Here is a 25,035-nt window from a genome sequence, read left to right as displayed (position 1 = left end):
TCACGGGTGGGCGCCGGGCATGGTGGGAGCCGCCTCGGGCGGGCCCACGGAGACGGCCTCGTTCTTGATGTTGCCGCGCTCGCGGCGAGCGACCCAGTTGGCGAACCACGACAGCAGCATGCACAGCCCGATGTAGATGGCCGAGACGACGATCACGACGGGGATGAACGGCATGGTGTAGTCCATGTTGATGGCGATCAGCCGCCCCGCGTGCAGGAACTCCTCATAGGTGATCAGGAAGCCGAGCGAGGTGTCCTTCAGGGCGACGACGAGCTGGCTGATGATCGTCGGCAGCATGGCCCGCACCGCCTGTGGCACCAGTACGTACGTCATGACCTGGGTCTTGCGCATGCCGAGCGCGTAGGCGGCCTCCCGTTGGCCGCGGTCGACGGAGAGCACCCCGGAGCGGAAGACCTCCGCGAGGACGGAGCCGTTGTAGAGCGTCAGCCCGGTCACCAGCGCGGGCAGCGGCTGGACCTCCAGGGCCACGAAGACGAAGAAGATCATGACCAGTACGGGCATGGCCCGGAAGAACTCCACCAGCACCGTGCTGACCCACCGCACCGGCCGGTGCTCGGACAGCCGCCCGGCCGCCAGGACGGCGCCCAGGGCGAGGGCCAGTACGGCGGCGAGGGCGAACGCCTTCAACGTGTTGCCGAGGCCGCGCAGCAGGAGCTCCTGGATACCCACGTAGCCGAACGGCCGCCATTTGACGTACGAGAACTGGCCGGTATCGACAAGGAGATAAATCACCCAGGCGACCAGCGCGGCCAGCGCGAGGCTCGCGGCGATGCCGTAGCCCAGGTGCCGGGCACGCGCCTTGGGCCCGGGGATGTCGTAGAGCGCCGAGGACGCCTCCTGGGCGGCGCGCGGCGCGCGCTTCGGGCTGGGGCCGAGACTGCTCATCGGGCCACCCCCCAGCGCCGCTCCATGGCGTGGAAGAGGGCGCTGATCGCCAAAGTCAGGATCAGATAGCCGACCGCGATCCACACGAAGCTCCACACGACGCTGTAGCCGTTCTCGCTGAGCGTCTTGTAGGTGCTCAGCAGCTCGACGACGCTGAAGGAGCCGGCGATCGCGGAGTTCTTCGCCAGCGCGATCAAGGTGGAGCCGATCGGTGCGATGACGCTGCGGAACGCCTGGGGCAGCACCACGGCGCCCAGCGTCTGACCGAAGGTCATCCCCAGACTGCGGGCCGCCTCGCCCTGGCCGACCGGCACGGTGTTGATGCCGGAGCGGACCGCCTCGCAGATGAACGAGGAGGTGTAGCAGCCCAGCGCCAGCACCGCGAACAGCTCGAACGGCAGCGCGACACCGAAGCGGGGCAGTCCCAGCAGCATCGCGAAGAACAGCAGGGTCAGCGGGGTGTTGCGCAGCACCGTGACCCATGTGGTGCCCACCACGCGCAGGGCCCGCACCGGCGCCACCCGGCACCCCGCCATCAGCACGCCCACCGCGAGCGCCAGCAGGGAGGAGTAGACGGTGAGCTTCACCGTCCCCCAGAAGCCCTCGCCGTAGAGGGAGAAGTTCTCTGTCAGTACGTCCATGGAGCCGTTCGCTTTCCTCTCAGCTCGGCAGCTCGGCAGCTCATCGGCGCGTCAGCGCGTCAGCGCGGGGTCGACGCGGGGCGGCTCGGGGGCCGGGCGGCCGGAGAGGCCGAGGGTGGCGTCGTAGGCCCGCTTCCAGTCGCCGCTGCGCTCGCGAGCGACGAGGGCCTTGTCCAGCGCCCTGGCCAGGGCCCGGTCCTGGCGGGGCACTCCGATGCCGTACGGCTCCTCGGAGAACGCCTTGCCGACGACCTTGAGGCGCTCGGGGTCCTTGGCCGCGTAGCCCAGCAGGATGGTGTCGTCCGTGGTGACCGCGTCGACCTGGTGGTTGAGGAGGTTGTCGACGCAGATGGCGTAGCTGTCGTAGGCGACGGCCACGGCACGCGGGTAGTCCGCCTGGATGCGCTGGAGCGGGGTGGAGCCCACGGCGGAACAGATCTTCCTGCCCGCCATGTCCTGCGGCCCCTTGAGCTGCTTCTCGTCCCGGCGCACCAGCAGCCGCTGCCCTGCGATGTAGTACGGCCCGGCGAAGCCGACCAGCTTCTTGCGGCCCTCGTTGATGGTGTAGGTGCCGACGTAGTAGTCGATCTGGCCGTTCTGCAGCGCGGTTTCCCGGTTGGCGGAGGCGATGGCCTTGTACTCGATCTGCTTGTCCGGATCAAAGCCGAGCGAGGCGGCCATCATCTTGGCGATCTCCACGTCGAAGCCGGTGTACTCGCCGGTGGCCGGGTTCTTCTCGCCCATGCCGGGCTGGTCCTCCTTGACGCCGACCGTCACCTCTCCGCGCCGGTGGGCGCTCTTCCAGGTGGGCGAGGAGGGCAGGGAGAAGTCCTCGGCGACGTCGTAGTGCGGCAGCTGCTCGGGCTGCGGCCCGCGCGCCGGAGGGCTGCCGGAGGCCCCGCAGGCGGCGGTGGCGGCCAGCAGGACGGCGGCGACCAGGCCGCGGCCGAGCACGCCGAGGCCACCGGCTGAGCTGCCGGTGCCCGAGGGGGCGGTGCGGCTGGGCGAAGTAGGCGTACGCACGACCGTCCCCTCTCAGTGCTTGAGGATCTTGGAGAGGAAGTCCTTGGCGCGCTCGCTGCGCGGCGCGGTGAAGAACTCCTCCGGAGAGCGGTCCTCGACGATCCGGCCGTCGGCCATGAACACCACACGGTTGGCCGCCGAGCGGGCGAACCCCATCTCGTGGGTGACGACGACCATCGTCATACCGTCCCGGGCCAGCTGCTGCATGACCTCCAGCACCTCGCTGATCATCTCCGGGTCCAGCGCGGAGGTCGGCTCGTCGAACAGCAGTGCCTGCGGATCCATGGCCAGGGCGCGCGCGATGGCCACCCGCTGCTGCTGACCGCCGGAGAGCTGCGCCGGATACTTGTGCGCGTGTTCGACGAGGCCGACCCTGCGCAGCAGTTCACGGGCCTGTGCATGGGCCTCGTCCTTCTTCTTGCCGCGCACCTTCATGGGCGCGAGCGCCACGTTCGCCAGCACGGTCTTGTGCGCGAAGAGGTTGAAGGACTGGAAGACCATGCCGACTCCGGTACGCAGCCGCGCCAGCTCGCGGCCCTCCGCCGGAAGGGGCCGGCCCGCCAGGGTGATGGTGCCGGACCCGACCGTCTCCAGCCGGTTGATGGTGCGGCACAGCGTCGACTTCCCGGAACCCGAGGGTCCGATGACGACGACGACCTCGCCGCGGCCCACGGTCAGATCGATGTCCCGGAGCACATGCAGCGTGCCGTAGTGCTTGTTGACTCCACGCAGCTCGATCAGCGGTTCCGCAGGCAGGGCTTCCATAGGCGACGATTCCATAGGATGTGGAAACTATCGGGCCGAATGGGGCACTACCTGGATGACACGCAGCGAGGGGACGCACCGGACGGAGTACATCGACGGAGCACGTCCCTCACGCACGCCCGCCGGAGCCGCCGGGCGGGGCCGCCGGACGGGTACGTCAGCCCTCGCTGACCTCCGCGTACGCCTGGGACAGCTCGGGGGAACCCGTCTCCGCCCAGGCGCCGCCCTCCTCCAGCACGTCCGCCTCCCGCCCGGACGGCAACCGCACCACCGGCTGGCCGCCCGAGGAGAGCACCCATCGGGCGCCGGGCACCGTGCGCACCATCACGGTCCCCAGATAGAGCCCGGCGTCCGTGCCGAGCCAGGGGGTGACCTCCGGGTCCTCGCGCCAGTGCGGCAGCAGCTGGTCCAGCGCGGCCAAGGACTCGACGGAGTCGTCCAGTTCGACACCGGCCCCTCGCGCCTGCTCACGCAAAAGTTCGCACTCGGAGAGAAGCTGCGCCGCGCTCTCCGGGTCGTCCGACAGCCGGCCGGTCGATGCCGCCACCCCCTCGGCATCCGGGTGGGGCTTGCGCCAGTTGTCCAGAAAGGGGAAGTGCATGCGCATCAGCGTGGCATTCGCACGCCCCCGGACACCATAGGCGCGCTGTGTGAACAAGCCGCCCAGCTTGGGCTGCCGGACACCTTGACGCCGCATCAGAGCCTCCCTAATTTCACCCCGCCCCGGTGGAATCCGGGGTGCACTCAAGGCCGTTGGAGTCCCACGAGAGGGCATCACGTGCGCAGACGTACCTGGATCAGATCCCTCACCGTCCTGGTGGCCGCCGTATCCGCGACGACACCGACCCTGGTGGCGACCGCCACCGCGCAGGACCGCAGGCAGCCGACCGCACAACCGACCGCCCCCGCCGATCGGGCCCTCCCCCTGGAACGCCTCTACGACAACCGCGCCGTCAGCGACGATGCCGACCCCGGCGCCGCCGACTTCGACGGCGCGGGCCGCTCCCTGTCGGCACAGGACCTCAAGGCCGCCGGCTGGGCCCCCGGAACCCGGCTCGATCTGGACGCGGCACAGCTGCGCTGGCCCGACCGGGCTCCCGGCCGCCCCGACAACGTACGCGCCGACGGCCAGCGGGTCCGCGTCGGCGGACGCGGCGACGCCCTCTCCTTCCTGGTCGCCGCCACCTCGCCGCACGGCGCGGCCGACGCCGTGAGCGGCAAGGGCACCGTGCGCTACCGGGACGGCTCCCGCAGCGCCTACACCCTCACCGCGGGCGACTGGCGCGGCGGCCCGCTCGCCACCAAGGCCGTCGCCCTCCCCCACCTCAACACCCGGCACGGTGGGCAGCTCGACGAGAAGGCGCGGCTCTACGCGGTCACCGTGCCCCTCGAACGCGGCCGCCAGGTCAGCTCCGTCACGCTGCCCCGCGATCCGGGCGCCGACGCCGACCTGCATGTCTTCGACATCTCCGTACGCCCCGGGAGCGCCGGCTGGACCGGCAGCTGGTCCGCCAGCACCGGCGGTTACACCGGCACCGGGCAGTGGCGGGACCAGACGCTCCGGCTGGTGGTGCACACCTCCGCAGGCGGGCCGCGGGCCCGGATCCGGCTGGAGAACACCTTCGCCGCCGAGCCCGTCCGCATCGGCCACGCCTCCATCGCCGTACAGAAGGACGGCGCCACGGCGCACCGCAGCCCGAAGCCGCTCACCTTCGACGGCGGGCACGCCGGAACCCGCATCCCCGCGGGGGCCAGGGCCGTCAGCGACCCGGTGGGCTTCGACGTACCCTCCGACACCAATCTGCTGGTGAGCATCCATCTGCCCGACCCCGTGCCCGCCGCGCCCGTGCACAGCAAGGCGCTGCAGAAGTCGTATCTGAGCGAGGGCGGCAGCGGTGACCGCACCGGCGAGGCCGACGGCGGCTCCTTCACCCGCTCCCTGACGATGTGGCCGTTCCTGACCGGCGTCGACGTCCGGGGCGGACCCGGCTCGGTCGTCGCGCTCGGCGACTCCATCACCGACGGCGTCCGCTCCACCCAGGGCGCCAACAGGCGCTGGCCCGACGTGCTGGCCGGCCGGCTGCTGGCCCAGAGCGACGTGCCCAGGCTCGGCGTCCTCAACCACGGGATCTCCGCCAACCGCATCGTCACCGACCGCTACCCCGGCGACGGCATCAGCACCGACACGGCGGGGGTGAGCGCCCAGCATCGGCTGGAGAGGGACGTCCTCGCCCAGACCAACGCCAAGACGGTGGTGCTCTTCGAGGGCATCAACGACGTGCGGTGGGGCGCCTCGGCCGAGGAGGTCATCGCCGGGATGAAGGCCATCGCCGCGCGGGCGAAGGAGCGTGGGCTGCGCGTCGTCGTGGCGACGATCACGCCGTGCGAGGGCTACCACGACTGCACGGCGCAGGTCGACGCCAAGCGTACGAAGGTGAACGCGTTCGTACGGGAGAACGGCGGGCACTTCGACGCCGTACTGGACTTCGACAAGGTGGTACGGGACCCCTCGCACCCCGCGCGGATGCTGCCGAAGTACGACTCAGGGGATCATCTGCACCCCGGCGACGCCGGGTTGCGGGCCCTCGGGGAATCGATCGATCTGCGGCTGCTCACCGGCTGAGCCCGCCGGTGGCCGGCAGGCGGTGCCCCCCCGGCCCGCGTGCCGGCCGTCGGGCCCGCGCCGCCCGTCCCGGCCGCACGCCCTTCGAGGGGCGGGCGGCCGGGACGGCGACCGGCTCACAGCTCCAGGTCGACGACGACCGGGGCGTGGTCCGAGGCGCCCTTGCCCTTGCGTTCCTCACGGTCCACATAGGCGTCGGAGACGGCGGTCGTGAAGGCCTCGTTCCCGTAGACGAGGTCGATCCGCATACCGCGGTTCTTCGGGAAACACAGCTGCCGGTAGTCCCAGTAGGTGAACGGCACGTCGTACTTGAGCGGGCGGGGGTGGACGTCCGAGACCCCCGCCGCCTCCAGCGCGGCCAGCGCTTCCCGCTCGCGGGCCGTCACATGGGTGGAGTCCGAGAACTGCGCGATGTCGTGCACATCCCGGTCGGTCGGCGCGATGTTGAAGTCGCCGAGGACGGCGAACGGCGTCGCGGCCGAGGCGAACTTCTCCGCGGCGTCCCGCAGGGCGGCCAGCCACTCCAGCTTGTACTCGTAGTGCGGGTGCCCCACCTCGCGCCCGTTGGGCACATACAGGGACCACACCCGCACCCCGCCGCAGGTGGCGGCCGCGGCGCGGGCCTCGACGACACCCTCCCACTCGGGCGCGCCGGGCAGGCTGAGCGCCGGATCCTCGATGCCCACGCGGGAGAGGACGGCGACACCGTTCCAGCGGCCTTGCGCGCTGACGACCGACTCGTAGCCGAGCGCGCGCAGCTCCTGCTGCGGGAAGGCGTCGTCGGACACCTTCAGCTCCTGCAGACAGAGCACATCGGGCTGTGCGGACTCCAGCCACTGTGTCAGGCGGGGCAGCCGGGCCGTTATCGAGTTGACGTTCCAGGTGGCAATACGCATGCAGACTCCGTCGGGGGTCACGGGGGTCTTCCCCCGGGAGCATGCAGGCTACCGCGCCAGTCGGACACCCTCCCCCGACCGGAGGTGGTCGTGAGCGGCGCCACCCGTTCCGGGACCGCCCTCACCCAGCATCCGGTTCAGCACGCCGAGCCCGTTGTCGTTGAGCAGACCGTCGTGGATGTCGTAGACCTGCGCCGGGCTGACGGCGCGCACATAGTCCAGGACCTCGGAGAACTTGTTCCACGGGGCGTGCATCGGCAGCAGCAGCGTCTTGACGGGGCGCTCGGGGACGGTGAGGGCGTCACCGGGGTGGAAGACCAGACCGTCGACGACGAACCCGATGTTGGTGATCCGGGGGATGTCGGGGTGGATGACGGCGTGCAGCTCGCCGTGCACCTCGACCTCGAAGCCCGCCGCCTCGAACGTGTCACCGTGGCCGACGGTGTGGACGCGGCCGGGGAAGGCGCCGGAGATCTGCTCTGCGACGCTGCGCAGCGTCCAGATCCGGGCCTCGGGGTTGGCCTCCATCGCGGCGCGCAATCGCAGCTCGTCGAAGTGGTCGGGGTGCTCGTGCGTGACCAGCAGGGCGTCCGCGCCCAGGGCGGACTCCTGCTCGCTGAAGCCGCCGGGGTCGATGACGAGCGTGCGGCCGCCCTTCTCCAGGCGGACGCAGGAGTGCCCCTTCTTGGTGAGCTTCAGCGGGGTGTCGTTCGCGTCAGTTCCCATGGGGCTCATTCTCCTCTTCGGCCTCCTTGCGGTCCTCCGGAGTGGTCTCCTCCCGGATCACGCGCTGGGCGACGGCGAAGGCCGAGTTGGCGGCGGGCACCCCGCAGTAGACGGCGGTCTGGAGCAGCACTTCCTTGATCTCGGCGGGGGTCAGCCCGTTGCGCAGTGCGGCGCGGACATGGAAGGCCAGCTCTTCGTGGTGGCCCCCGGCCACCAGCGCCGTCAGGGAGATCACCGAGCGGGTGCGCCGGTCGATGCCGGTGCGGGTCCACACCTCGCCCCAGGCGTACCGGGTGATGAAGTTCTGGAAGTCCTCGGTGAAGTCGTCGGTCGCCTCCAAGGAGCGGTCGACGTGGGCGTCACCGAGCACCTCGCGACGTACCTTCATGCCCGCGTCGTAGGCGTCGGTGCGCAGCGCGGCCCGGTCGCCGGACTCCAGCTCGGCGACGGCGGAGGCCTGCGGCGGCACGGGGCTGATCACGGGGGCCGGAGCCGGGGGTCCGGCGGCCGACTCCTGCCAGGTGGTGGTGAAGTGCCGGATGAGCAGATCGGTGACCGCGCCCGGCTGCTCGACCGGCGTCAGATGGGAGGCGCCGGGCACGATGGCCAGCCGCGCGTCCGGGATACCGGCGACCAGCGCGCGGGCCTCGGCGGGCGGGGTGACCTGGTCCTCGGCGCCGGCGACGACCAGCGTGCCGACCCCTATCCGGTCCAGCGAGTCCTTGACGTCGAAGGAGGCCAGCGCCTCGCAGGCGGCGATGTAGCAGCCCGGATCGGTGGTGCGCACCATCTGCACCGCCCATTCGACGATGGCGGGCTGCGCGGCGGCGAAGCCGGGCGTGAACCAGCGCTCGGGGGTGGTGCGGGCGATCGGGTCGAGTCCGTTGGTACGGATGACGACCCCGCGCTGCCGCCAGCTGTCGGGGGTGGCGAAGCGGGGCGAGGAGGAGATCAGCGCGAGCGAGGTGACGCGCTGCGGGGCCCGCAGCGCGAGCTGGATGCCGATGGCGCCGCCGAGGGAGCAGCCCGCGTAGCCGAACCGCTCGATGCCCAGCCGGTCGAGGGTGGCCAGCAGCCGCTCGGCGTAGGCGTCGGCCGAGTCGGCGGAGTAGGCGGGGGAACCGCCGTGGCCGGGCAGGTCGAACCGCAGCACGCGCCAGTTGCGGGTCAGCTCGGGGATCTGCCGGTCCCACATGTGCCAGGTGGTGCCGAGGGCGGGGCCGAGAACGAGTACGGGCGCGTTGTCGGGTCCGTCGGTCCGGTGCTGGAGCGTCTGGGCGGGGGTCACCGTGCTTCACCTCGGGCAGGCGTTCGGGACAGGGTGGGGGATGGGCGGCCGTTACTCACGCGTTCACGCTATCGAGCGGTGCGCGGGCCGCACCGCGCGGGGGCGCCCGCAGCGACCGGCCGAAAGGGCTTGCGGCGGCGGCGTGCGCGGGGGGTGGAGAAAATGTGCGGAACTCAGAACTCGGTGGTGGAGACCACGTAGACACGGGGCCTGCTCTTGTATGTCATATCCACAGTGATCGCCAGATCGGGCTCGCTCCTGGGCTGCTCGATGCGGATGCTGCGGTAGTGGCTCTTGGGCTCGTCGAAGCGCCAGCCGACCCGAGTGGCCTTCTTGTCGCTGATGGCGACCTCGCCCTTCGTCAGCTGCGACCCGCTGCTGCCGATGTCGGCGAAGAACTCCTTGAGCCGCTTGGGGCTGGTGCGGAACTGCACCCACATCGTGCCCTTCTGCCATGCGTTCGCCTCGTAGAAGGCCACCCGGGTCGCCGCGGGCGGGACCGGGATGTCGTAGATGCGCTGGCTGACCCTGGGAGGCCGCGCGTAGGTGAGGTTCGTGGCGGCTGCGGCGCGCTCCTTGTCCTTGCCGCTGGCGCGGCTCTGGAACGCGGACTGCACCAGGTAACCGCTCGGCAGCGCGATGAGCAGCACCACGATCGCCAGTACGACGATGCGGTGCCGGGGCCGGTGCGGGGGGCGCTCCCCGGCCTGCGGGCGGGCGGCCGGGTATCCGGCGGGGGCCGGTGAAGCGCTCTCGGGCCCGTCGGGCTCTTCGGGCTCGTGGGAAGGGGAGCTGTGGTCCGTGTGCGGCATGGCGCTGGGCGTCTCAGAGGGTGTGGTGGATTGTGGTCGGGGCGGCCGTCCGGGCCCTGCTCACTGGCCGACGGCCCGGCGCAGATTGTCCGCCGCCCGCTCGTAGCGCTCGTAGCGCTCCAGCCGGCGGCGGTTGGCGCGCCGGAAGCGGCGGGCCACCAGCCGGGCGAGGTCCGCGGCACCGACCATACCGGCCTCGGGCCCCAGTTGTGCCTTCACGATACGGGCCTCGGGGCGGTAGCCGCGCCCCGTCAGCTGGCGCCGGAACGCCTCTCTGGCGGGGTCGATCAGCAGTTCGTCGGCCGCGCTGACCCCGCCGCCGACGACGAAGCAGGAGGGGTCCAGCGCCGCGGCGAGGTTGGCGAGCCCCACCCCGAGCCAGGAGCCGACCTCGTGGAACAGCTCCGTGCACATGGCGTCACCGGAGCGGGCGAGCTCCGTGATGAGCGGCCCGGTGATGTCACCGACCTGGCCGCCCACCCGGTCGATGATGCCGTAGGCGACGGGCGACTCGGCAGCCGCCAGCTCGCGGGCCTCCCGTACCAGCGCGTTCCCCGAGCTGTACTGCTCCCAGCACCCTCTGTTGCCGCACGGGCAGCGGTGGCCACCGGGCACCACCTGCATATGGCCGAACTCCCCGGCCACTCCGTACTTGCCGCGCTTGACCCGGCCGTCCTCCAGGATGGCGCCGCCGATGCCCGTGCCCAGCGTGATCATCACCAGGTGGTCCTCGCCGCGTCCCGCGCCGAACCGCCACTCGCCCCAGGCGGCGGTGTTGGCGTCGTTGTCGACCATCACCGGGACGGCCAGCCGGGCGGTGAGCGCGTCCTTGAGGGGCTCGTCCCGCCAGGCCAGGTGCGGGGCGAAGAGCACCCGCGAGCGGTCCGCGTCGATCCAGCCCGCGGCGCCGATGCCGACGGCGTGCACATCGTGCCGGTCGGACAGGTCGAGCACCAGCTCGGCGATGGTGTCCTCGACGACCTTCGGGCTCTTGGACTTCTCGGGCGTCTCGGCGCGGACCTTCTCCAGGATCGTCCCGTCCGCGTCGACGACACCCGCCATGACCTTGGTGCCGCCGATGTCGATACCGACGGTGGGAACGCGGGGTGCCGACAGGTGTGAGCGCCGCTCACGGGTGCTGACGGTCCTCAGCACGCTGGGGCTGGGGCCCGTCCGCCGTCGGTAGACCCTGTCTGCTCGCTGGAAGCTGTCCGCGTTCAAGAGTGGTCGTCTCTCTGGGAGGGGTCCTAGGGGCGCGCCCGATTCTGCCAGGGATCAACCGTACGCCGTCCACCGTGCGCCCGGAGGCTCCACCCTGGAGATCGGGCCCCTGCGTACGGCGGCACCGAGGGGCCCGACGCGGGGCCGAGCAGAGCTGCCCGGCCCCTCCCGTCCGGTGGGCCCGGTTCAGCGCCGCAGCTCGTGGCTGAGCTCCTCCAGCTCGCTGCCTCCGGCCATCTGCCGCACGAGCTCTTCGAGCTCCAGCTCGTCCTTCTCGTAGGCGCCGGCCATGGCACCCCGCTTGAGCAGGACGAAGCGGTCCCCGACCAGGTAGGCGTGGTGCGGGTTGTGGGTGATCAGCACCACGCCCAGCCCGGCGTCCCGGGCCGCGGCGACGTACTTGAGCACGACGCCGCTCTGCTTGACGCCGAGCGCGGCGGTCGGCTCGTCCAGCACCAGGACCTTCGCCCCGAAGTGCACGGCGCGCGCGATGGCCACCGACTGCCGCTCACCGCCCGAGAGGGTGCCGATCGGCTGGTCGACGTCGCGCAGATCGATCCCCATGCGCAGCAGCTCGCTGTGCGTGGTGCGCCGCATCCGCTGGACGTCGAGGCGGCGCAGCGGTCCCCGGCCGACGGTCGGCTCGGAGCCGAGGAAGAAGTTGCGCCACACGGGCATGAGCGGGACGACGGCCAGGTCCTGGTAGACGGTGGCGATGCCGCGGTCCAGCGCCTCGCGCGGGGAGGCCAGCCGGGTCTCCTCGCCCTGGATGCCGAAGGTCCCGCCGTCGTGCTGGTGCAGCCCTGAGATGATCTTGATCAGGGTGGACTTGCCCGCACCGTTGTCACCGAGCACACAGGTGATCTCGCCGGGGTGCACCCGCAGCGAGATGTCCTCCAGCGCGCGGATGTTGCCGTAGAACTTGCTGACGCCGGCCAGCTCGACGAGCGGGGCGTCGTCGTGCGGCTGCGGGTCTTCGGCCGCGTTCATGTCGTCGGTCGCGTTCATCGGGTCGCCTCCGCCCGCTTCCGGATCCACGCGTTCAGCAGCGTGGCGAGCAGCAGCATCGCGCCGAGGAAGAACTTGAACCAGTCCGGGTCCCACTGCGCGTAGATGATGCCCTTGTTGGCCATGCCGAAGATCAGGGCGCCGACGGCGGCGCCGACGGCGGAGCCGTAGCCGCCGGTCAGCAGACAGCCGCCGATCACGGCCGCGGCGATGTAGATCAGCTCGTTGCCGACGCCCTCGCCGGACTGGACGGTGTCGTAGTTGAACAGCAGGTGCTGGCCGGAGACCCAGGCGGCGAAGGCGACACCCAGATACAGGCCGATCTTGGTGCGGGCGACCGGGACGCCGACCGCGCGGGCCGCTTCGACACCGCCGCCGACGGCGAAGATCCAGTTGCCGACATTGGTGCGCAGCAGGATCCAGGTGGCCACGGCCACCAGCGCCAGCCACCACACGATCGTGATCTGCAGGTTCACGCTGCCGATGGTGAGGGTGGAGGCGAAGACGGCTTTGGCCGAGTCGAAACCCTCCATGTCGCTGATGCTCTTGGTGGTGACGGTGCCGCTGATCAGCTTCGTCAGCCCGAGGTTGAGGCCCGTCAGCATCAGGAAGGTACCCAGCGTGATGATGAAACTGGGCAGTTTCGTACGGGTGAGCATGAAGCCGTTGAAGAACCCGATGGCCAGCGTGACCAGCAGCGACACCCCGACACCCACCCAGGTGTTGGCCGTCATCTGATAGCTGAACATCGACGAGGCCAGTGCGGAGGACGTCACCATCACACCGGTCGACAGGTCGAACTCTCCGCCGATCATCAGCAGCGCCACCGGCACCGCCATGATCCCCAGGGTGGAGGAGAAGTAGAGGACGGTGGAGAGACTGGAGGGGCGCAGGAAGCTGTCGGCGACCAGTGCGAAGAAGATGAACAGCGCGACGGCGCCCACCACGGCGCCCAGCTCAGGGCGCCGCAGCAGTCGCACCGGCAGCGAGCGGTGCACCAGGCGTTCGTCGGACGCGGGCGGCCGAGGGGAGGAGTTCGCGGGCTCCGTGGATCCGTCCGGGCCGCTCGGCTGGGTCGTGACCGTCATCGGGTGCCCCGCTTGGTGAGCTTCTCCAGCTTGCCCGCGTCCTTCTTGGTGAGGATCTGCGGCCCGGTGAGCACCGGCTTGCCGCCGCCGAGCATGTCGGCGTTGTAGCGGTAGAGCCACAGCAGGTCGACGGCCTCGTACCCCTGCATATAGGGCTGCTGGTCGACGGCGAAGCCGATCGTGCCGTCCTTGAGCCCGGCGGCGACCTTGTCGTTGAGGTCGAAGGTGTCGATCTCGGCCTTGCTCCCGGCGTTCTTCTTGGCCTGCGCCGCGGTGGCCGCGAAGGGCGCGCCCAGCGTGACGACGGCGTCGACCTTCTTGTCGGACTGGAGCTTGGCCTCCACCGACGACTGCACGCCCGGCATGTTGGTGCCGTCCACGTACAGGTTCTTGACCTTGCCGTCGAAGGTCTTCCCGATGCCGTCGCAGCGCTGCTCGTGGCCGACGTTGCCCTGCTCGTGGATGAGGCAGATGGCCTTCTTCTTGCCCCGCTCGTTCAGCTCGCGACCGACGGCCTCGCCCGCCAGCCCTTCGTCCTGGCCGATGTGGGCCAGGGCGCCGAAGTCCTGCGAGACGTCCTGGCCGGAGTTGATGGTGATGACCGGAATGCCCGCCTTGACAGCTTTCTTCACCACCCGCTTCATGGCGTCCGGCTTGGCCAGGGTGACGATCAGGCCGTCCACCTTCTTGTCGATCGCCGTCTGGACGAGCTGCGCCTGCTTGCCGGCTTCCTTGTCGTGCGAGTAGAGGAACTCGATGTTGTCCTTGGCGGCGGCCTGCTTGGCGCCGCTCTGCACGATGTCCCAGTAGGTGTCGCCGTCGCCGGAGTGGGTGACCATGGCGAACTTCCAGCGCGGGGTGGTGACGTTGGCCTTGCCGGAGGCCGCCTTCTCGCGCGCCTCCTCCGCCCGCTTGCCGCCGGTGCTGCTGCACCCGGCGAGCGCGCCCACCGCGATGACCGTCGCCGCCACCGCGGCCCCCATCGCGCGTATGGATCTGCGGGACGTACGGGACCTTCGCCGGGACCTCTGCACGCTGGCCACCACTTCTGCTCTCTCGGTACGGATACGGTCGGGAACCGCCCTGGATCTTCGCACAAGTATCCGCCACGGTGGCCGGAAACCGTCCGACGGGTCCGCCCCCGCCCGGCCTGCCCCGGATTTGTAGCGGCGGGGAGGGTGACCGTCAACGGGGTCGGCGCCAGGCTCTCTCACACTCACAGCACACCTCTCGGCAACTCTCGGCAGCGCTTCAGGGACGTACCAGCAACTGGAAGTCGAAGGAGTAGCGGGACGCACGGTAGAGGTGGGAGCCGTACTCGACGGCCCGCCCGGTGTCGTCGTACGTCGTGCGCTGCATCGTCAGCAGCGGCGCCCCCTCGTCCTCCCCCAGCAGCTGGGCCTCGGCCGCGTCGGCGATCCGGGCGCCCACGGTCTGCCGGGCGGAGTGCAGCGTCACACCCGCTCCGCGCATCAGCCGGTAAAGCCCCGTCGTCTCCAGCTCGGCCTCGCCGGGAGCGAGCAGGTCCGCCGGCAGATGGTTGCGCATATGGGCCATGGGCTCACCGTGCGCCAGCCGCAGCCGCTCCACCAGCCGCACCTCGGTGCCCTCGGGCACCGCCAGCGCGGCGGCGACCTGCGCCGTCGCCTCCTGCACGGTGTGCCGCAGCACCTGGGTGGCCGGGCGCTGACCGGCCGCCTCCAGGTCGTCGTAGAGGCTGCTCAGCTCCATGGGCCGCTTGACCTGGCTGTGCACGACCTGCGTGCCGATGCCCCGGCGGCGCACCAGCAGCCCCTTGTCGACGAGGGACTGGATGGCCTGCCGGACGGTGGGGCGGGACAGCCCGAGGCGGCCCGCCAGTTCGATCTCGTTGCCCAGCAGGCTCCCCGGTGCCAGCTTGCCGCGCTCGATGGCGCTCTCCAACTGCTGGGAGAGCTGGAAGTAGAGCGGTACGGGACTGGCACGGTCCACACTGAGCTGCAGGTCCACCGGATCATTCTTGGCCACGGAGGGGAGCGTAGTGCTCTTCCGTTCCACCGGGAACCGTACATTCGATTGTCAGGACGAAAAGACAAAACGTTGACAGCGCCGAGTGGGACGCGCCAGCGTAGGGCCATGCGCATCGGACTCATCGGCACCGGCCGGATCGGAACCCTGCACGCCCGCACGCTCAGCGCGCACCCGGAGGTGACCGAACTGGTGGTCACGGACGCGGACGCGATGCGCGCCGTCGAGGTCGCCGCCGCTCTCGACGCCACCTCGGTGCCCAGCGTCGCCGAGCTGTTCTCGCTGGACATCCACGCCGTCGTCATCGCCTCGGCCACCGCCTCCCACGCCGAGCTGATCCGAGCGGCGGCACAGCGGGGGCTGCCCACCTTCTGCGAGAAGCCGATCGCACTCGATCTGGCGGGCACCCGGGAGGCGCTCGCGGAGGTGGAGGCCGCCGGCACCCTGCTGCAGATCGGCTTCATGCGGCGCTTCGACGCCGGATACACGGCGGCGCGGGAGGCGGTGCGCGCCGGACGGCTGGGACGGCTGCACACCGTACGGGCGCTGACCTCGGACCCGGCGCCGCCGCCAGCCGAGTACCTGCCGCACTCGGGCGGGCTCTACCGGGACTGCCTCGTCCACGACTTCGACGCCATCCGGTGGGTGACCGGGCGCGAGGTCGTCTCCGTCTACGCGACCGGCTCCGACGCGGGAGGGGCGATGTTCCGCGACGCGGGCGACGTCGACACCGCCGCCGCACTCCTCACCCTGGACGACGGCACCCTGTGCACGGCCACCGCCACCCGGATGAACGGAGCCGGCTACGACGTGCGGATGGAACTCGCCGGCGAGCTGGACCAGTTCGCCGTCGGGCTGGACGCGCGCACCCCCCTCACCTCGCTGGAGCCGACCGCCACATGGGCGCCGGACAAGCCCTGGCCCGGCTTCCTCGACCGCTTCGGCCCCGCCTACGAGGCGGAGGTCGCCGCCTTCGTGCGCGCCCTGCGCGGTGAGATCCCCAACCCCTGCGACGGCCGGGAGGCCCTCGCCGCTCTGCTGACGGCGGAGGCCTGCGAGTTGTCGCGCGCGACGGGCACCCCCGTGGAGGTGGCCACCCTGGACACCGCGGCCGCACCCGTGCCCACCGACTGAACCGCGCCGGTCCCGGCTCGGGCCACCGGGCGCGGGAGCGGCGGGCGCGGGTGGCCTGGAGGTACTGCCCTACAGCGGCTTGACCATGAACACGCAGGCGTCGGCCACCCGGTGGGCCACCCCGGCCCCGTCCTGGTAACTCCAGCAGTCCAGGTACGGCAGGGAGGCGCGGTAGCCGAGGCGGCTGTAGAGCGCGCTGGCGCGCGGATTGTTCTTCTCCACGCCGAGACCGATGACCTGGCAGCCCCGCCCGGTGGCGAGGCGCTCGGCCTCGTGGATGAGGGCGGTGCCGACGCCCAGCGAGCGCAGCGTCTCCGGCCACACGCCGAGCCCGTTGACCTCCGGACAGCCGGGGTGCGCTGCCCGCACTTCGGGCGCCGCGCACCCCTCCCAGCGGACCTCGCAGCTGCCGACCGGACGCCGATCCCGCCAGGCGACGAGGAAGGTGGCGCGGCCCTCCTGCTGCCGCGCGTAGCGGGCCCCGTGGTGCGAGGCCGCCCCGCGGAACGGCATGTGCTGGTCGAGCAGCTCTAGATCTTCTTCCCGGCACTGACTGATCCGCATGCCGGTAGCCTACGAGCCCGGCCGGGACCGCCGTCCGTGCTTCACGACTCGTTACCCGACCGGCCGGTCACCCGAAGCGCACCGGCAGGCTCGTCACCCCACGCAGCACCGTGCCCTTCCGCCACTCCAGGGCGGCGGGGTGGGCGTCCAGCTCCAGCCAGGCCGTACGCTCCAGCAGCTGCTCGAAGGCGACCCGGGCCTCCAGGCGGGCCAGCGGGGCGCCCAGGCAGAAGTGGATGCCGTGGCCGAAGGCGAGGTGCCCGCGTGCCTCGCGGCGGATGTCGAAGCGGTCGCTGTCCGGGAAGCGGGCCGGGTCGCGGTCGGCGTCGGCCAGTACGGGCAGCACGAGCTGGCCGTCCCCGGGTATCAGCGTGCCGCCGATCTCGACGGGTTCGAGGGTGAAGCGGTAGGTCGACACCTCGACGGGGCCGTCGTAGCGCAGCATCTCCTCCACGGCTCCCGGGATCAGCGCCGGGTCGGCGCGCAGCGCGGCGAGCTGGTCGGGGTGGCGCAGCAGCGCGAGGGTGCCGTTGGCGATGAGCCCGACCGTCGTCTCGTACCCGGCGACCAGCAGCAGCCAGGCCGTGCCGAGCAGTTCATCGGTGGACAGCCGGTCGCCGTCCTCGTCGCTCGTGCGGATGAGCGTGCTCAGCAGTTCGTTTCCCGGCTGGGTGCGCTGCCGCTCCAGCAGCCGGGTCAAGTAGTCGCCCAGCGCCTGTACCGAGGCCGACTTCTCCTCCTCGGGCGCCGCGCCCAGCACATGGTCGGACCACTCCTTGAAGCGTTCCCGGTCCAGGTCGGGCACGCCCAGCAGCTCGCAGATGACGGCGATCGGGAGCGGGAAGGCCAGCGAGGCGACCAGGTCGGCCCGCCCGTCGGGGCGGGCCAGCATGGCGTCCAGCAGTTCGCCGGTCAGCTCCCGGATGCGCGGTTCCAGTGCGGCGACATGGCGCGGGGTGAACTCCTTGGCGAGGAGCTTGCGCAGCCGGGTGTGGTCGGGCGGGTCGCTGGTGAGCATATGGGTGCCGGGCGCGATCGCCAGGGTTCCGGCGTCCGGCCCCGCGTTGGCCCAGCTCTTGGAGAGGCGTTCGTCGTTGAGGGCCGCCCGCGCCACGTCGTGGCCGACCACCAGCCAGGCCAGCGCCCCCTCGGGGGTGCGGACGCGGTGGACGGGGCCGCGTCTGCGCAGTGCGGCGTAGGCGGGGTAGGGATCGCGGACGAAATCGTCCCCCAGCGCCGCGAGGTCGACGACGCCGTCGGTGTCCGGCACCGGTTCCAGCACGCTCTGGTCAGCCATACGGCGAGCGTAGGAGCCGCTCTTGGGAACTTCATCGGTGCGTTTTCGGCCAGTGCTCCCGGCTCAGTCGGAGGTGCCCTTGCTCTTGCCGGGCGCCGCGTCCTCCAGGCGCTGGAGCAGTTCGGTGACCCGCTTGGCGACCGTCTCCCGGTCGTCCCCCTCGGTGAGCGCGGAGCCCATGCCGCAGGCGACGGCACCGGCCGCGATCCACTCGGGTGCCGTGTCGACGGTGACGCCGCCGGTGGGCAGCACGGGTGCCTGCGGCAGCGCGGCGGTGACGTCCCGCAGCCAGCCGGGGCCGTGCAGGGACGCGGGGAAGAGTTTGAGCCCGTCGGCGCCCAGCTCCAGCGCCCGCACCATCTCGGTGGGGGTGGCGACCCCGGGGAAGACGGGCACGCCGTAGCGGTGCCCGGTGCGTATGACCTCCTCGTCGAGGCTGGGTGAGACCAGGTAGCGGGCGCCGGCGTCGACGGCCAGGCGGGCCGAGGCGCTGTCCAGCACGGTGCCCGCGCCGATCACCGAGTCGTCGCCGGTCTCCCGGCGCAGGGTGCTGATCGCATCCAGCGCGTAGGGGGTGGTCAGCGAGATCTCCAGGCTGGTGACACCCGCGCCGAGCAGGATGTCGGCCGTCGCGGTGGCCTTTTCGTAGCTGTCCGCGCGGACGATGGCGATGACGCGCTGTTCCAGCGCGGCTCTGGTGATCTCCCAGCGGTACACGGCAGTTCGCCGCCTCTCTTGATCAGTCGGATGTCGGCCGGGCCCTCGCCGTACCGGACCGGACGGGGCGGGTGGTGCGCTCAGCGGTGCACCGGGTCGGTGCCGCTCAGGAACGCCTCCAGCGCCCGGTCGCGCGAGGCGGCGGTGGGCAGCCCGTCGGTGTCGCCGGGCGCCTGGACGACGAGCGCCGCCACACAGGCGGCCTCGGCCAGGGCCCGCTGGTGGTCGAGGCCGCGCAGCCGGGCCGAGAGCCAGCCGGCCGCGAACGCGTCTCCCGCGCCCACCGGGTCGACGACCGGCACCTCGAAGGGCGGCTGTCGCCACTGGCCTTCGGCGGTGTGGGCGACCGCGGTGTGGTCCCGGTGCTTGATGACGACGGTGCCCGCGCGGCCGAGCGTCAGCAGCGCCTTGGCGCCTTCGTCGGGGCCCGCGCCCAGCAGCAGTTCGATCTCGTCCTCCCCGGCGAGGACGAGATCGGCCTCGCGCAGCAGCGGTCCGACGCGGCGTATCCACTCGTGGTCGGTGCCCAGCTTGCGGCGGACGTTGGGGTCGAAGGAGACGGTGGCGCCGGTCTGCCGGGCGCCTTCGATGAGGGCGTAGGTGGCCTGCTCGGCGTCCTCGGAGAGCATCGGTGTGATGCCGGTGACGTGGACGAGCCGTACTCCGGCGAGGGCTTCGGGGGTGATCTGGGCGGGGCTGAGCAGGGAGGCGGCCGAACCGGCACGGTAGTACTGCACATCGATGGCGCGCCCGGGGTGGCTGTCGCGCAGCAGCAGACCGGTCGGCGATTCGGGGTCCATCTCGGCGCAGGAGACGTCGACTCCGTCGGCACGCAGCTCCCGCAGTACGGCCTCGCCGGCCGGGTCGTCCCCGACACGGCCGATCCAGCGGGCCCAGTGCCCCAGCCTGGCGAGCCCTGCCGCGACGTTGGACTCGGCACCTGCCACGGAACGCCGGAAGTGCGTCGCTCGTTCCAGTGGGAGGCCGGGTTCGGCGAGCATCAACAGCATGGCCTCACCGCAGGTAACCGCCTCCGGGCCGTTTCTCACCGGTAACTCCCCATATCTACCGCCCATGCATCACTCTCTGTGGGGAACGTTACCCGTTTACGCCGGGTAAGCCACCCCCGGGTGGCGGGACACCTTGGGCAAGGACCGAACGTTACCCGCAAAGCGGCGGCCGTCGTCCCATTACAGGACAACGGCCGCCTGACGGTTTCCGGTACGTGTGTGGAATTTGAGGCAGGTGGGGCGCCGGGTGGGTCAGCAGGTGTAGTCGACCAGGTCGAAGGACTCGTAGTGGTCGGCGGTGTAGTAGTCCTCCTGCTCCTTCTCCCCGGTGACGATGCGGCGTGCTCCGCGGTCGTCGGAGCCCGGGGTCTCGACGGTGTACTCGTGGTAGTAGCCCTGGCTCTGGTCGGGCAGGATGCCTTCGCGGTTCTCGAAGACGGTGCCGTCCTGGGGGTAGGGGTAGGGGCCGCCCTGCTCGATCAGGTCGAGGGTGTCGTGGGCCTCGGGCGGAAGCTTCGACTCGCAGATGTCGCCGACGGCGGTGATCTGCGGTGCCGCGGCCACGGACTGCGCCGTGGGGGCGGCGGACGCGGGGGCGGTGGTGAGGGCGGGAGCGCCGACGAACATCGCGGCGGCGAGGGCTCCGACGGCACCGATACGGCCAAGACGTGGGGGGAATCTCATGCCACCCCATGGTGACGCGCGTAGATGGTGTGTCAATGCCAACTCGTTGAATTTTGCCGGGCGTTCACACCCCGGTCGACAGGACGGCCGATGGCTCCGGAGGGGCGGCGGGCTGTGCGCGCCGCCCCTCCGCCGCCGGTGCCGTCAGCTCAACTCCGCGTACCGGGCCCGCAGTCGACGGCTGCCCTCCTCCGTCAGGCAGCCGTGGAGGCGGAGGCGGGAGATCGCGCCGTCCGGGTAGATGTTCATCCGTACGTGGGTGACCGGCGGGGCGTCGTCCAGCAGGAAACGGTGGATCGTGTCGGACTGGAGCCGGGTACGCGGCAGCAGTTCGGTCCACTCGCCCGTCTCGCCGTCCTTGCCGACCAGACCCACCCAGCCCGCCGCGTTGCCACGGAAGCAGGCGGTGTCGACCTCGACGGCGCGGACGCGGCCCTGGCCGGCCAGGACATAACCGACCCAGTCATGGCCCTTGTCGCGGCGGCGGCGGGTCTCCCAGCCCTCGTCCATCTTCTGCGAACGCCCGGGCAGAATGCTGTTGATCGGGGGTGAGAAGAAGCGGTCGGAGGCGTCCTCGGCCAGTCCGCCGTTCTCCAGCGCCACCAGGTCGAAGGTGCCCAGTGCCGTCAACCACTCGGGGTCGGCCACCACTTCTCCGTACACCCGCAGCCGGGCGATGCCGCCGTCGGGGTACTGGCGCAGCCGCAGGTGGGTGAAGCGGCGCTCCTCGGTGACGGTGAAGCCGTTGGCCGCGTGCCCGCCGACGGGAGTGCGGGGCACCAGGGTCGTCCACTTCACGTCGTCGGCGAGCAGTTCCTCGGGGGACGGCGCTCCGGGTACGCAGGTGGCCTCGACGGAGACGGCCGGCGGGTAGTTGCCGCGGAAGTGCGCGGTGTCCACGACCAGACCGCGGACGACACCGGGGGCGCCGAGCTTGACCAGCGCCCAGTCGTGCTCGTCGTCGCCCGGATGCGGCTCCTGGTCCGAGACCCCGCGGCGGCGGCGGGTCTCCCAGCCGTCCATGACCTTGCCCTTGTGCTGGAAGGCGTGCGGGTCGAACTCGGCGCGCTCCGGGTTGAGCAGGTTCTCCCGTTCGGCGAAGAACTCGTCGTTGGCGGCGATGACAGTGGCGCCCAGCCTGCGGTCGGCCAGATCGGGGAGGTGGGCGAAGGGGAACCCGGCCTCCGGTGCACGGTAGTCGGCGTAGGTGTCGCCGCCCCGGTAGGGCGCGGCGTCTCCGGTGTAGCCGGGTATGCCTGCGGGCTGCGCCGCTGTCATGCGGTCTTCCTTTCGACGAGTCGTCCGGTCTTTCCGGTGGGGGTCCCGTGGTCGGCGACGCGTTCGCCGCGCAGCCACGCGGAGCGGACGACGCCGTGCAGGGTCTTGCCCGCGTAGGCGGTCACCTGGTTGCGGTGGTGGAGGCGGGCCGGGTCCACGGTGAAGGTCTCCTCGGGCGCGAGCACCGCGAAGTCCGCGTCCCGGCCCGGTGCGATGGCTCCTTTGCCCTGCAGGCCGGCCAGCCGCGCCGGCGCCTCGGACATCCAGCGGGCGACGTCCGTGAGGGCGAGCCCGCGGCGGCGGGCCTCGGTCCACACGGCTGGCAGACCGAGTTGCAGGGAGGAGATGCCGCCCCATGCGGTGCCGAAGTCCGGGGTCTTGAGGTCGGTGGTGCAGGGCGAGTGGTCGGAGACGACGCAGTCGAGGGTGCCGTCCGCCAGGCCCTGCCACAGCGCGTCCTGGTTCTCCTTCTCCCGGATGGGCGGGCAGCACTTGAACTCGGTGGCGCCGTCGGGGACTTCCTCGGCGGTGAGGGTGAGGAAGTGCGGGCAGGTCTCGGCGGTGATGCGGAGCCCCTCGGCGCGGGCCTCGGCCAGTTGGGGCAGCGCGTCGCTGGAGGAGAGGTGCAGCACGTGCACGCGGGTGCCGTAGCGGGCGGCGAGTTCCACCAGCAGGGCTATGGCGTCGTTCTCGGCCGAACGGGGGCGGGAGGCGAGGAAGTCGGCGTAGGCGGGGCCGTGCTTCTGCGGCGCCGCGGCCAGTCGGCCCGGGTCCTCGGCGTGCACGATGAGCAGCCCGTCGAAGGAGGCGATCTCGGCCATGGCCTCGGCCAGTTGTGCGCGGTCGAGTTCGGGGAACTCGTCCACGCCGGAGGGCGAGAGGAAGCACTTGAAACCGAAGACGCCCGCCTCGTGCAGCGGTCGCAGCTGTGCGACGTTGCCGGGTACGGCACCGCCCCAGAAACCGACGTCGACGTGGGCCTTGGGCTCGGCGACCTCGCGCTTGATCCGCAGGTTGTCGGCGGTGGTGGTCGGCGGGAGGGAGTTGAGCGGCATGTCGACGATCGTGGTGATACCGCCCGCCGCCGCGGCGCGGGTGGCCGTCCAGAAGCCCTCCCACTCGGCGCGGCCCGGATCGTTGACGTGGACGTGGGTGTCGACCAGGCCGGGCAGCAGCGCGTCCTCGCCGACGTCCTCCAGCGCCGCCCCGGATGGCACCTCGGCGTCGTACGCCAGTACCGCCGCGATCCGGCCTTCGCCGTCGACCGTGACGGTTGCCGGACGCTCTCCCTCGGGGGTGAGGACGCGCCGTGAGCGCAGGGCGAGCCGCACGTCGGACAAACCGGCCTCCTTCAGCACTGCGAGCTTTCCAGCTCCATCAGGCCTTTCAACTTTCTGTTGAAAGGTTCGGCTGCAACGAATCCTCGTGCGCCCGGGAGAGCCAGTCAAGGGCTCGACGCTGGAGAACTCCACAAAATGGAACTAAGCTTTCGCCATACAGAAGAAAATCGGCGCGACACCGGCGCCTCACAAGGCGCGCGCCGCAGCAGGAACCCGGCGTCCGCGCTGAGGCGTGTACGAGTAGGGCGAACTCGCGGGATCCGGTCCCCCGGCCCGCCGCCCTCGATACCATGCGCCTGACCGCAGGCCAGGAAAGGAACGCGACGTGCCGCCGTCCGCAGAGCACACAACCACCCCCCAGGCTGCCACGGCCCCTGCCGCGTCCGGCGGGGTCCAGTCCCTCGAGCGGGCCTTCGACCTGCTGGAGCGGATGGCCGACGCCGGGGGCGAGGTCGGGCTCAGCGAGCTCTCGGCCGCCAGCGGGCTGCCACTGCCCACCATCCACCGGCTGATGCGCACCCTCGTCTCCTGCGGTTACGTCCGCCAGCAGCCCAACCGGCGCTACGCACTCGGCCCCCGTCTGATCCGGCTCGGCGAGAGCGCCGCCCGGCTGCTGGGCACCTGGGCCCGCCCCTATCTGGCCCGGCTGGTCGAGGAGACCGGTGAGACGGCGAACATGGCGCTGCTCGACGGCGACGAGGTCGTCTACGTCGCGCAGGTGCCCTCCCGCCACTCGATGCGGATGTTCACCGAGGTCGGCCGCCGTGTGCTGCCCCACTCCACGGGCGTCGGCAAGGTACTGCTCGCCCACACCCCGGACGACCAGGTCCGCGCGCTGCTCGGCCGGACCGGCATGCCGGCCGCCACCGAGAAGACGATCACCACCCCGGAAGGCTTCCTGGAGGCGCTCGCGCAGGTGCGCGAGGCCGGGTACGCCACCGACGACAACGAGCAGGAGATCGGAGTGCGCTGTATCGCCGTCTCCGTCCCGGACTCCCCCACCTCCGCGGCGATCTCCATCTCGGGCCCGGCCGGCCGCGTCACCGACGCGGCCACGGACAAGTTCGTCCCCCTCCTGCACGAGGTCGCCGCCGACCTCTCGGCCGCGCTGGCCAGCTCCGCGGGGGGCCAGTAGGCTCCCGGCGCTCCCGTGACCGCCCTGCGCCGATCCGCTGCGGGGCCGCCCCGTTCGAGGCGTACTTCAAGGCGTACGGAGCGCGGCCACGCTGTGCCTGGTCGCGCAGCTCCCCGCGCCCCCGGCGGGGCGCGGGCCGCTCGGCTCAGTCGTCGGTTGCCTCGACCGCGTTGCGCCAGACCGTGACGTCCAGTTTGACGTAGTTGCTCGGGTCGGACTCGGGGGCATGGCCCCGGTAGGTGACGAGGGCGAGGTGACCGGAACTCGTCCGGACGCACAGCCGCGAGCCGGGCGAGAGCTGGTTCAGCTTCACCGAGTCGGTGAACCGGGTCTCGGCCCGGCACGTCTTGAGCGAGCCCTTCTGAGAGTTGTTCAGCAGGACGAGCTTGCCGTTGGGCTCGTCGATGGACAGCTCGGCGCCGTCGATGGTGGTGTCCAGGTACGTCAGTTCCGAGGGCGTCGCGGTGTCGGAGTCGTCCAGGTCGCGGGGCTTGAGGGGGTCGTCGGCCATGGCCAGGAAGTAGCCCTCGCTCAGGTTGATGCCCTTGTACGCCACGGGCTCGGGATTCGGATCCTTCGCCCCCTTGCCGGCTGCCGAGGAGCCGCCGGACGACGCGTCGGAGCCGTCTTCCCCGCTCGATCCGAGCGCGTAGAGGCCGCCCCAGAAGAGCACCATCCCGCCGACGACCACAGCCGCGATCGTCTTGCCCCGGTCCCATCTGCGGCGCGGCGGCAGCGGCCGGGAATGGACCGGTGGGTAGGGGCCGACCGGGCCCGGCGGGCGGGGCTGGAGGTAACCGGCCGGAGGGTACGGACCGCCGGGCGGCGGCGCGGGGTGCTGTGGGCCCACCGGCCGGGCGGCCATGGTGGGC

24 protein-coding genes and 1 pseudogene are annotated in these 25,035 nt (G+C 71.4%); 3 read left to right on the top strand and 22 right to left on the bottom strand.

All coding sequences use genetic code 11. From position 1 onward, the window contains the following. From KBY19_RS08820 to KBY19_RS08800, 5 genes are all read right to left on the bottom strand, one after another. The gene (locus KBY19_RS08820) at positions 1-906 is read right to left on the bottom strand and encodes an amino acid ABC transporter permease (RefSeq protein WP_210965539.1); all 906 of its coding nucleotides are present in this window, start codon (positions 904-906) and stop codon (positions 1-3) included. Next, positions 903-1,547, bottom strand: a complete 645-nt coding sequence (locus KBY19_RS08815) for an amino acid ABC transporter permease (RefSeq protein ID WP_099885030.1) — start codon at positions 1,545-1,547, stop codon at positions 903-905. The genes KBY19_RS08820 and KBY19_RS08815 overlap by 4 nt, the downstream gene beginning before the upstream one ends. Positions 1,548-1,598: 51 nt before the next feature. Next, positions 1,599-2,501, bottom strand: coding sequence for a glutamate ABC transporter substrate-binding protein (locus KBY19_RS08810; protein WP_185019562.1), 903 nt, complete (start codon positions 2,499-2,501; stop codon positions 1,599-1,601). Positions 2,502-2,582: 81 nt separating this feature from the next. Further along, positions 2,583-3,326 (bottom strand): amino acid ABC transporter ATP-binding protein, encoded by a 744-nt coding sequence (locus tag KBY19_RS08805; RefSeq protein WP_282107048.1) that lies wholly within the window; start codon positions 3,324-3,326, stop codon positions 2,583-2,585. 166 nt (positions 3,327-3,492) lie between these two features. Continuing rightward, the gene (locus tag KBY19_RS08800) at positions 3,493-3,936 is read right to left on the bottom strand and encodes a DUF6278 family protein (RefSeq protein WP_099886869.1); all 444 of its coding nucleotides are present in this window, start codon (positions 3,934-3,936) and stop codon (positions 3,493-3,495) included. A 177-nt stretch (positions 3,937-4,113) separates the two neighbouring features. On the opposite strand from KBY19_RS08800, the gene KBY19_RS08795 reads away from it, so the two are divergent. Further along, on the top strand, positions 4,114-5,958 hold the full coding sequence (locus KBY19_RS08795; RefSeq protein WP_210965538.1) for an SGNH/GDSL hydrolase family protein: 1,845 nt from the start codon (positions 4,114-4,116) through the stop codon (positions 5,956-5,958). Positions 5,959-6,074: 116 nt separating this feature from the next. Here KBY19_RS08795 and KBY19_RS08790 read toward each other — a convergent pair whose 3' ends face one another. From KBY19_RS08790 to KBY19_RS08750, 9 genes are all read right to left on the bottom strand, one after another. Continuing rightward, positions 6,075-6,854, bottom strand: coding sequence for an exodeoxyribonuclease III (locus KBY19_RS08790; protein WP_099885028.1), 780 nt, complete (start codon positions 6,852-6,854; stop codon positions 6,075-6,077). A 48-nt stretch (positions 6,855-6,902) separates the two neighbouring features. Beyond that, entirely contained in the window at positions 6,903-7,580 is a 678-nt protein-coding gene (locus KBY19_RS08785; protein WP_099885027.1) for an MBL fold metallo-hydrolase, read from the bottom strand. Beyond that, entirely contained in the window at positions 7,570-8,868 is a 1,299-nt protein-coding gene (gene pcaC / locus KBY19_RS08780) for a 4-carboxymuconolactone decarboxylase (RefSeq protein ID WP_185018410.1), read from the bottom strand. The genes KBY19_RS08785 and pcaC overlap by 11 nt, the downstream gene beginning before the upstream one ends. A gap of 173 nt (positions 8,869-9,041) precedes the next feature. Next, positions 9,042-9,680, bottom strand: coding sequence for a hypothetical protein (locus KBY19_RS08775; RefSeq protein ID WP_247690768.1), 639 nt, complete (start codon positions 9,678-9,680; stop codon positions 9,042-9,044). A 60-nt stretch (positions 9,681-9,740) separates the two neighbouring features. Beyond that, positions 9,741-10,835, bottom strand: coding sequence for an ROK family glucokinase (locus KBY19_RS08770; protein WP_099885026.1), 1,095 nt, complete (start codon positions 10,833-10,835; stop codon positions 9,741-9,743). Positions 10,836-11,087: 252 nt separating this feature from the next. Continuing rightward, positions 11,088-11,909: an ATP-binding cassette domain-containing protein gene (locus KBY19_RS08765; protein WP_247690767.1), complete on the bottom strand. Its 822-nt coding sequence runs from the start codon at positions 11,907-11,909 to the stop codon at positions 11,088-11,090. Further along, positions 11,906-12,997 carry an ABC transporter permease gene (locus KBY19_RS08760; protein WP_099885025.1) on the bottom strand — a complete coding sequence of 364 codons (1,092 nt, stop codon included), beginning with the start codon at positions 12,995-12,997 and terminating at the stop codon, positions 11,906-11,908. Before KBY19_RS08760 ends, KBY19_RS08765 begins: the two co-directional genes overlap by 4 nt. Beyond that, the gene (locus KBY19_RS08755) at positions 12,994-13,980 is read right to left on the bottom strand and encodes a sugar ABC transporter substrate-binding protein (RefSeq protein WP_099885024.1); all 987 of its coding nucleotides are present in this window, start codon (positions 13,978-13,980) and stop codon (positions 12,994-12,996) included. The genes KBY19_RS08760 and KBY19_RS08755 overlap by 4 nt, the downstream gene beginning before the upstream one ends. Before the next feature lie 268 nt (positions 13,981-14,248). After that, a complete protein-coding gene (locus KBY19_RS08750) occupies positions 14,249-14,968 on the bottom strand; it encodes a GntR family transcriptional regulator (RefSeq protein ID WP_307843477.1) in 720 nt (239 codons plus the stop codon). A gap of 144 nt (positions 14,969-15,112) precedes the next feature. On the opposite strand from KBY19_RS08750, the gene KBY19_RS08745 reads away from it, so the two are divergent. After that, complete coding sequence (locus KBY19_RS08745) at positions 15,113-16,138, top strand: Gfo/Idh/MocA family oxidoreductase (RefSeq protein WP_099885023.1); 1,026 nt, start codon at positions 15,113-15,115, stop codon at positions 16,136-16,138. Between the two features lie 69 nt (positions 16,139-16,207). Here the strand turns inward: KBY19_RS08745 and KBY19_RS08740 are convergent, their stop codons facing one another. The 7 genes from KBY19_RS08740 to allB form a co-directional block, all read right to left on the bottom strand. Then, positions 16,208-16,702, bottom strand: a complete 495-nt coding sequence (locus KBY19_RS08740; RefSeq protein ID WP_099885022.1) for a GNAT family N-acetyltransferase — start codon at positions 16,700-16,702, stop codon at positions 16,208-16,210. Positions 16,703-16,769: 67 nt separating this feature from the next. Next, positions 16,770-17,999, bottom strand: coding sequence for a cytochrome P450 (locus tag KBY19_RS08735; RefSeq protein ID WP_099885021.1), 1,230 nt, complete (start codon positions 17,997-17,999; stop codon positions 16,770-16,772). Between the two features lie 63 nt (positions 18,000-18,062). Further along, a complete protein-coding gene (locus tag KBY19_RS08730) occupies positions 18,063-18,716 on the bottom strand; it encodes a bifunctional 4-hydroxy-2-oxoglutarate aldolase/2-dehydro-3-deoxy-phosphogluconate aldolase (protein ID WP_099885020.1) in 654 nt (217 codons plus the stop codon). Positions 18,717-18,796: 80 nt separating this feature from the next. Continuing rightward, the gene (locus KBY19_RS08725) at positions 18,797-19,726 is read right to left on the bottom strand and encodes a sugar kinase (protein ID WP_099885019.1); all 930 of its coding nucleotides are present in this window, start codon (positions 19,724-19,726) and stop codon (positions 18,797-18,799) included. Positions 19,727-19,978: 252 nt separating this feature from the next. After that, entirely contained in the window at positions 19,979-20,410 is a 432-nt protein-coding gene (locus KBY19_RS08720; protein WP_210955708.1) for a ribonuclease domain-containing protein, read from the bottom strand. Between the two features lie 144 nt (positions 20,411-20,554). After that, the gene (alc, locus tag KBY19_RS08715) at positions 20,555-21,688 is read right to left on the bottom strand and encodes an allantoicase (protein ID WP_099885018.1); all 1,134 of its coding nucleotides are present in this window, start codon (positions 21,686-21,688) and stop codon (positions 20,555-20,557) included. Beyond that, positions 21,685-23,028, bottom strand: a complete 1,344-nt coding sequence (gene allB / locus KBY19_RS08710) for an allantoinase AllB (RefSeq protein ID WP_210965537.1) — start codon at positions 23,026-23,028, stop codon at positions 21,685-21,687. Before allB ends, alc begins: the two co-directional genes overlap by 4 nt. Before the next feature lie 325 nt (positions 23,029-23,353). Here allB and KBY19_RS08705 point away from each other — a divergent pair, with 325 nt between their 5' ends. Next, positions 23,354-24,163 carry an IclR family transcriptional regulator gene (locus KBY19_RS08705; protein WP_099885017.1) on the top strand — a complete coding sequence of 270 codons (810 nt, stop codon included), beginning with the start codon at positions 23,354-23,356 and terminating at the stop codon, positions 24,161-24,163. Positions 24,164-24,308: 145 nt separating this feature from the next. Here the strand turns inward: KBY19_RS08705 and KBY19_RS08700 are convergent. Then, positions 24,309-25,035, bottom strand: a pseudogene (locus KBY19_RS08700) (serine/threonine protein kinase); the annotation flags it as partial.

Origin of the sequence: Streptomyces sp. B15 (assembly GCF_018070605.1) — a bacterium.
Lineage (GTDB): Bacteria > Actinomycetota > Actinomycetes > Streptomycetales > Streptomycetaceae > Streptomyces > Streptomyces smyrnaeus.
Note: the sequence above shows the minus strand (reverse complement) of the source record. Positions and strands in the feature narration are given on the sequence as shown.

Coding starts and splice junctions, on each gene's coding strand:
- KBY19_RS08725 (WP_099885019.1), bottom strand. CDS start 19,726: ATGCTGTTGATGCTCGCCGAACCCGGCCTCCCACTGGAACGAGCGACG.
- KBY19_RS08765 (WP_247690767.1), bottom strand. CDS start 11,909: ATGAACGCGACCGACGACATGAACGCGGCCGAAGACCCGCAGCCGCAC.
- KBY19_RS08740 (WP_099885022.1), bottom strand. CDS start 16,702: ATGCGGATCAGTCAGTGCCGGGAAGAAGATCTAGAGCTGCTCGACCAG.
- KBY19_RS08745 (WP_099885023.1), top strand. CDS start 15,113: ATGCGCATCGGACTCATCGGCACCGGCCGGATCGGAACCCTGCACGCC.
- KBY19_RS08735 (WP_099885021.1), bottom strand. CDS start 17,999: ATGGCTGACCAGAGCGTGCTGGAACCGGTGCCGGACACCGACGGCGTC.
- KBY19_RS08800 (WP_099886869.1), bottom strand. CDS start 3,936: ATGCACTTCCCCTTTCTGGACAACTGGCGCAAGCCCCACCCGGATGCC.
- KBY19_RS08820 (WP_210965539.1), bottom strand. CDS start 906: ATGAGCAGTCTCGGCCCCAGCCCGAAGCGCGCGCCGCGCGCCGCCCAG.
- alc (WP_099885018.1), bottom strand. CDS start 21,688: ATGACAGCGGCGCAGCCCGCAGGCATACCCGGCTACACCGGAGACGCC.
- KBY19_RS08775 (WP_247690768.1), bottom strand. CDS start 9,680: ATGCCGCACACGGACCACAGCTCCCCTTCCCACGAGCCCGAAGAGCCC.
- KBY19_RS08755 (WP_099885024.1), bottom strand. CDS start 13,980: ATGGGGGCCGCGGTGGCGGCGACGGTCATCGCGGTGGGCGCGCTCGCC.
- KBY19_RS08720 (WP_210955708.1), bottom strand. CDS start 20,410: ATGAGATTCCCCCCACGTCTTGGCCGTATCGGTGCCGTCGGAGCCCTC.
- KBY19_RS08785 (WP_099885027.1), bottom strand. CDS start 7,580: ATGGGAACTGACGCGAACGACACCCCGCTGAAGCTCACCAAGAAGGGG.
- KBY19_RS08760 (WP_099885025.1), bottom strand. CDS start 12,997: ATGACGGTCACGACCCAGCCGAGCGGCCCGGACGGATCCACGGAGCCC.
- KBY19_RS08815 (WP_099885030.1), bottom strand. CDS start 1,547: ATGGACGTACTGACAGAGAACTTCTCCCTCTACGGCGAGGGCTTCTGG.
- KBY19_RS08790 (WP_099885028.1), bottom strand. CDS start 6,854: ATGCGTATTGCCACCTGGAACGTCAACTCGATAACGGCCCGGCTGCCC.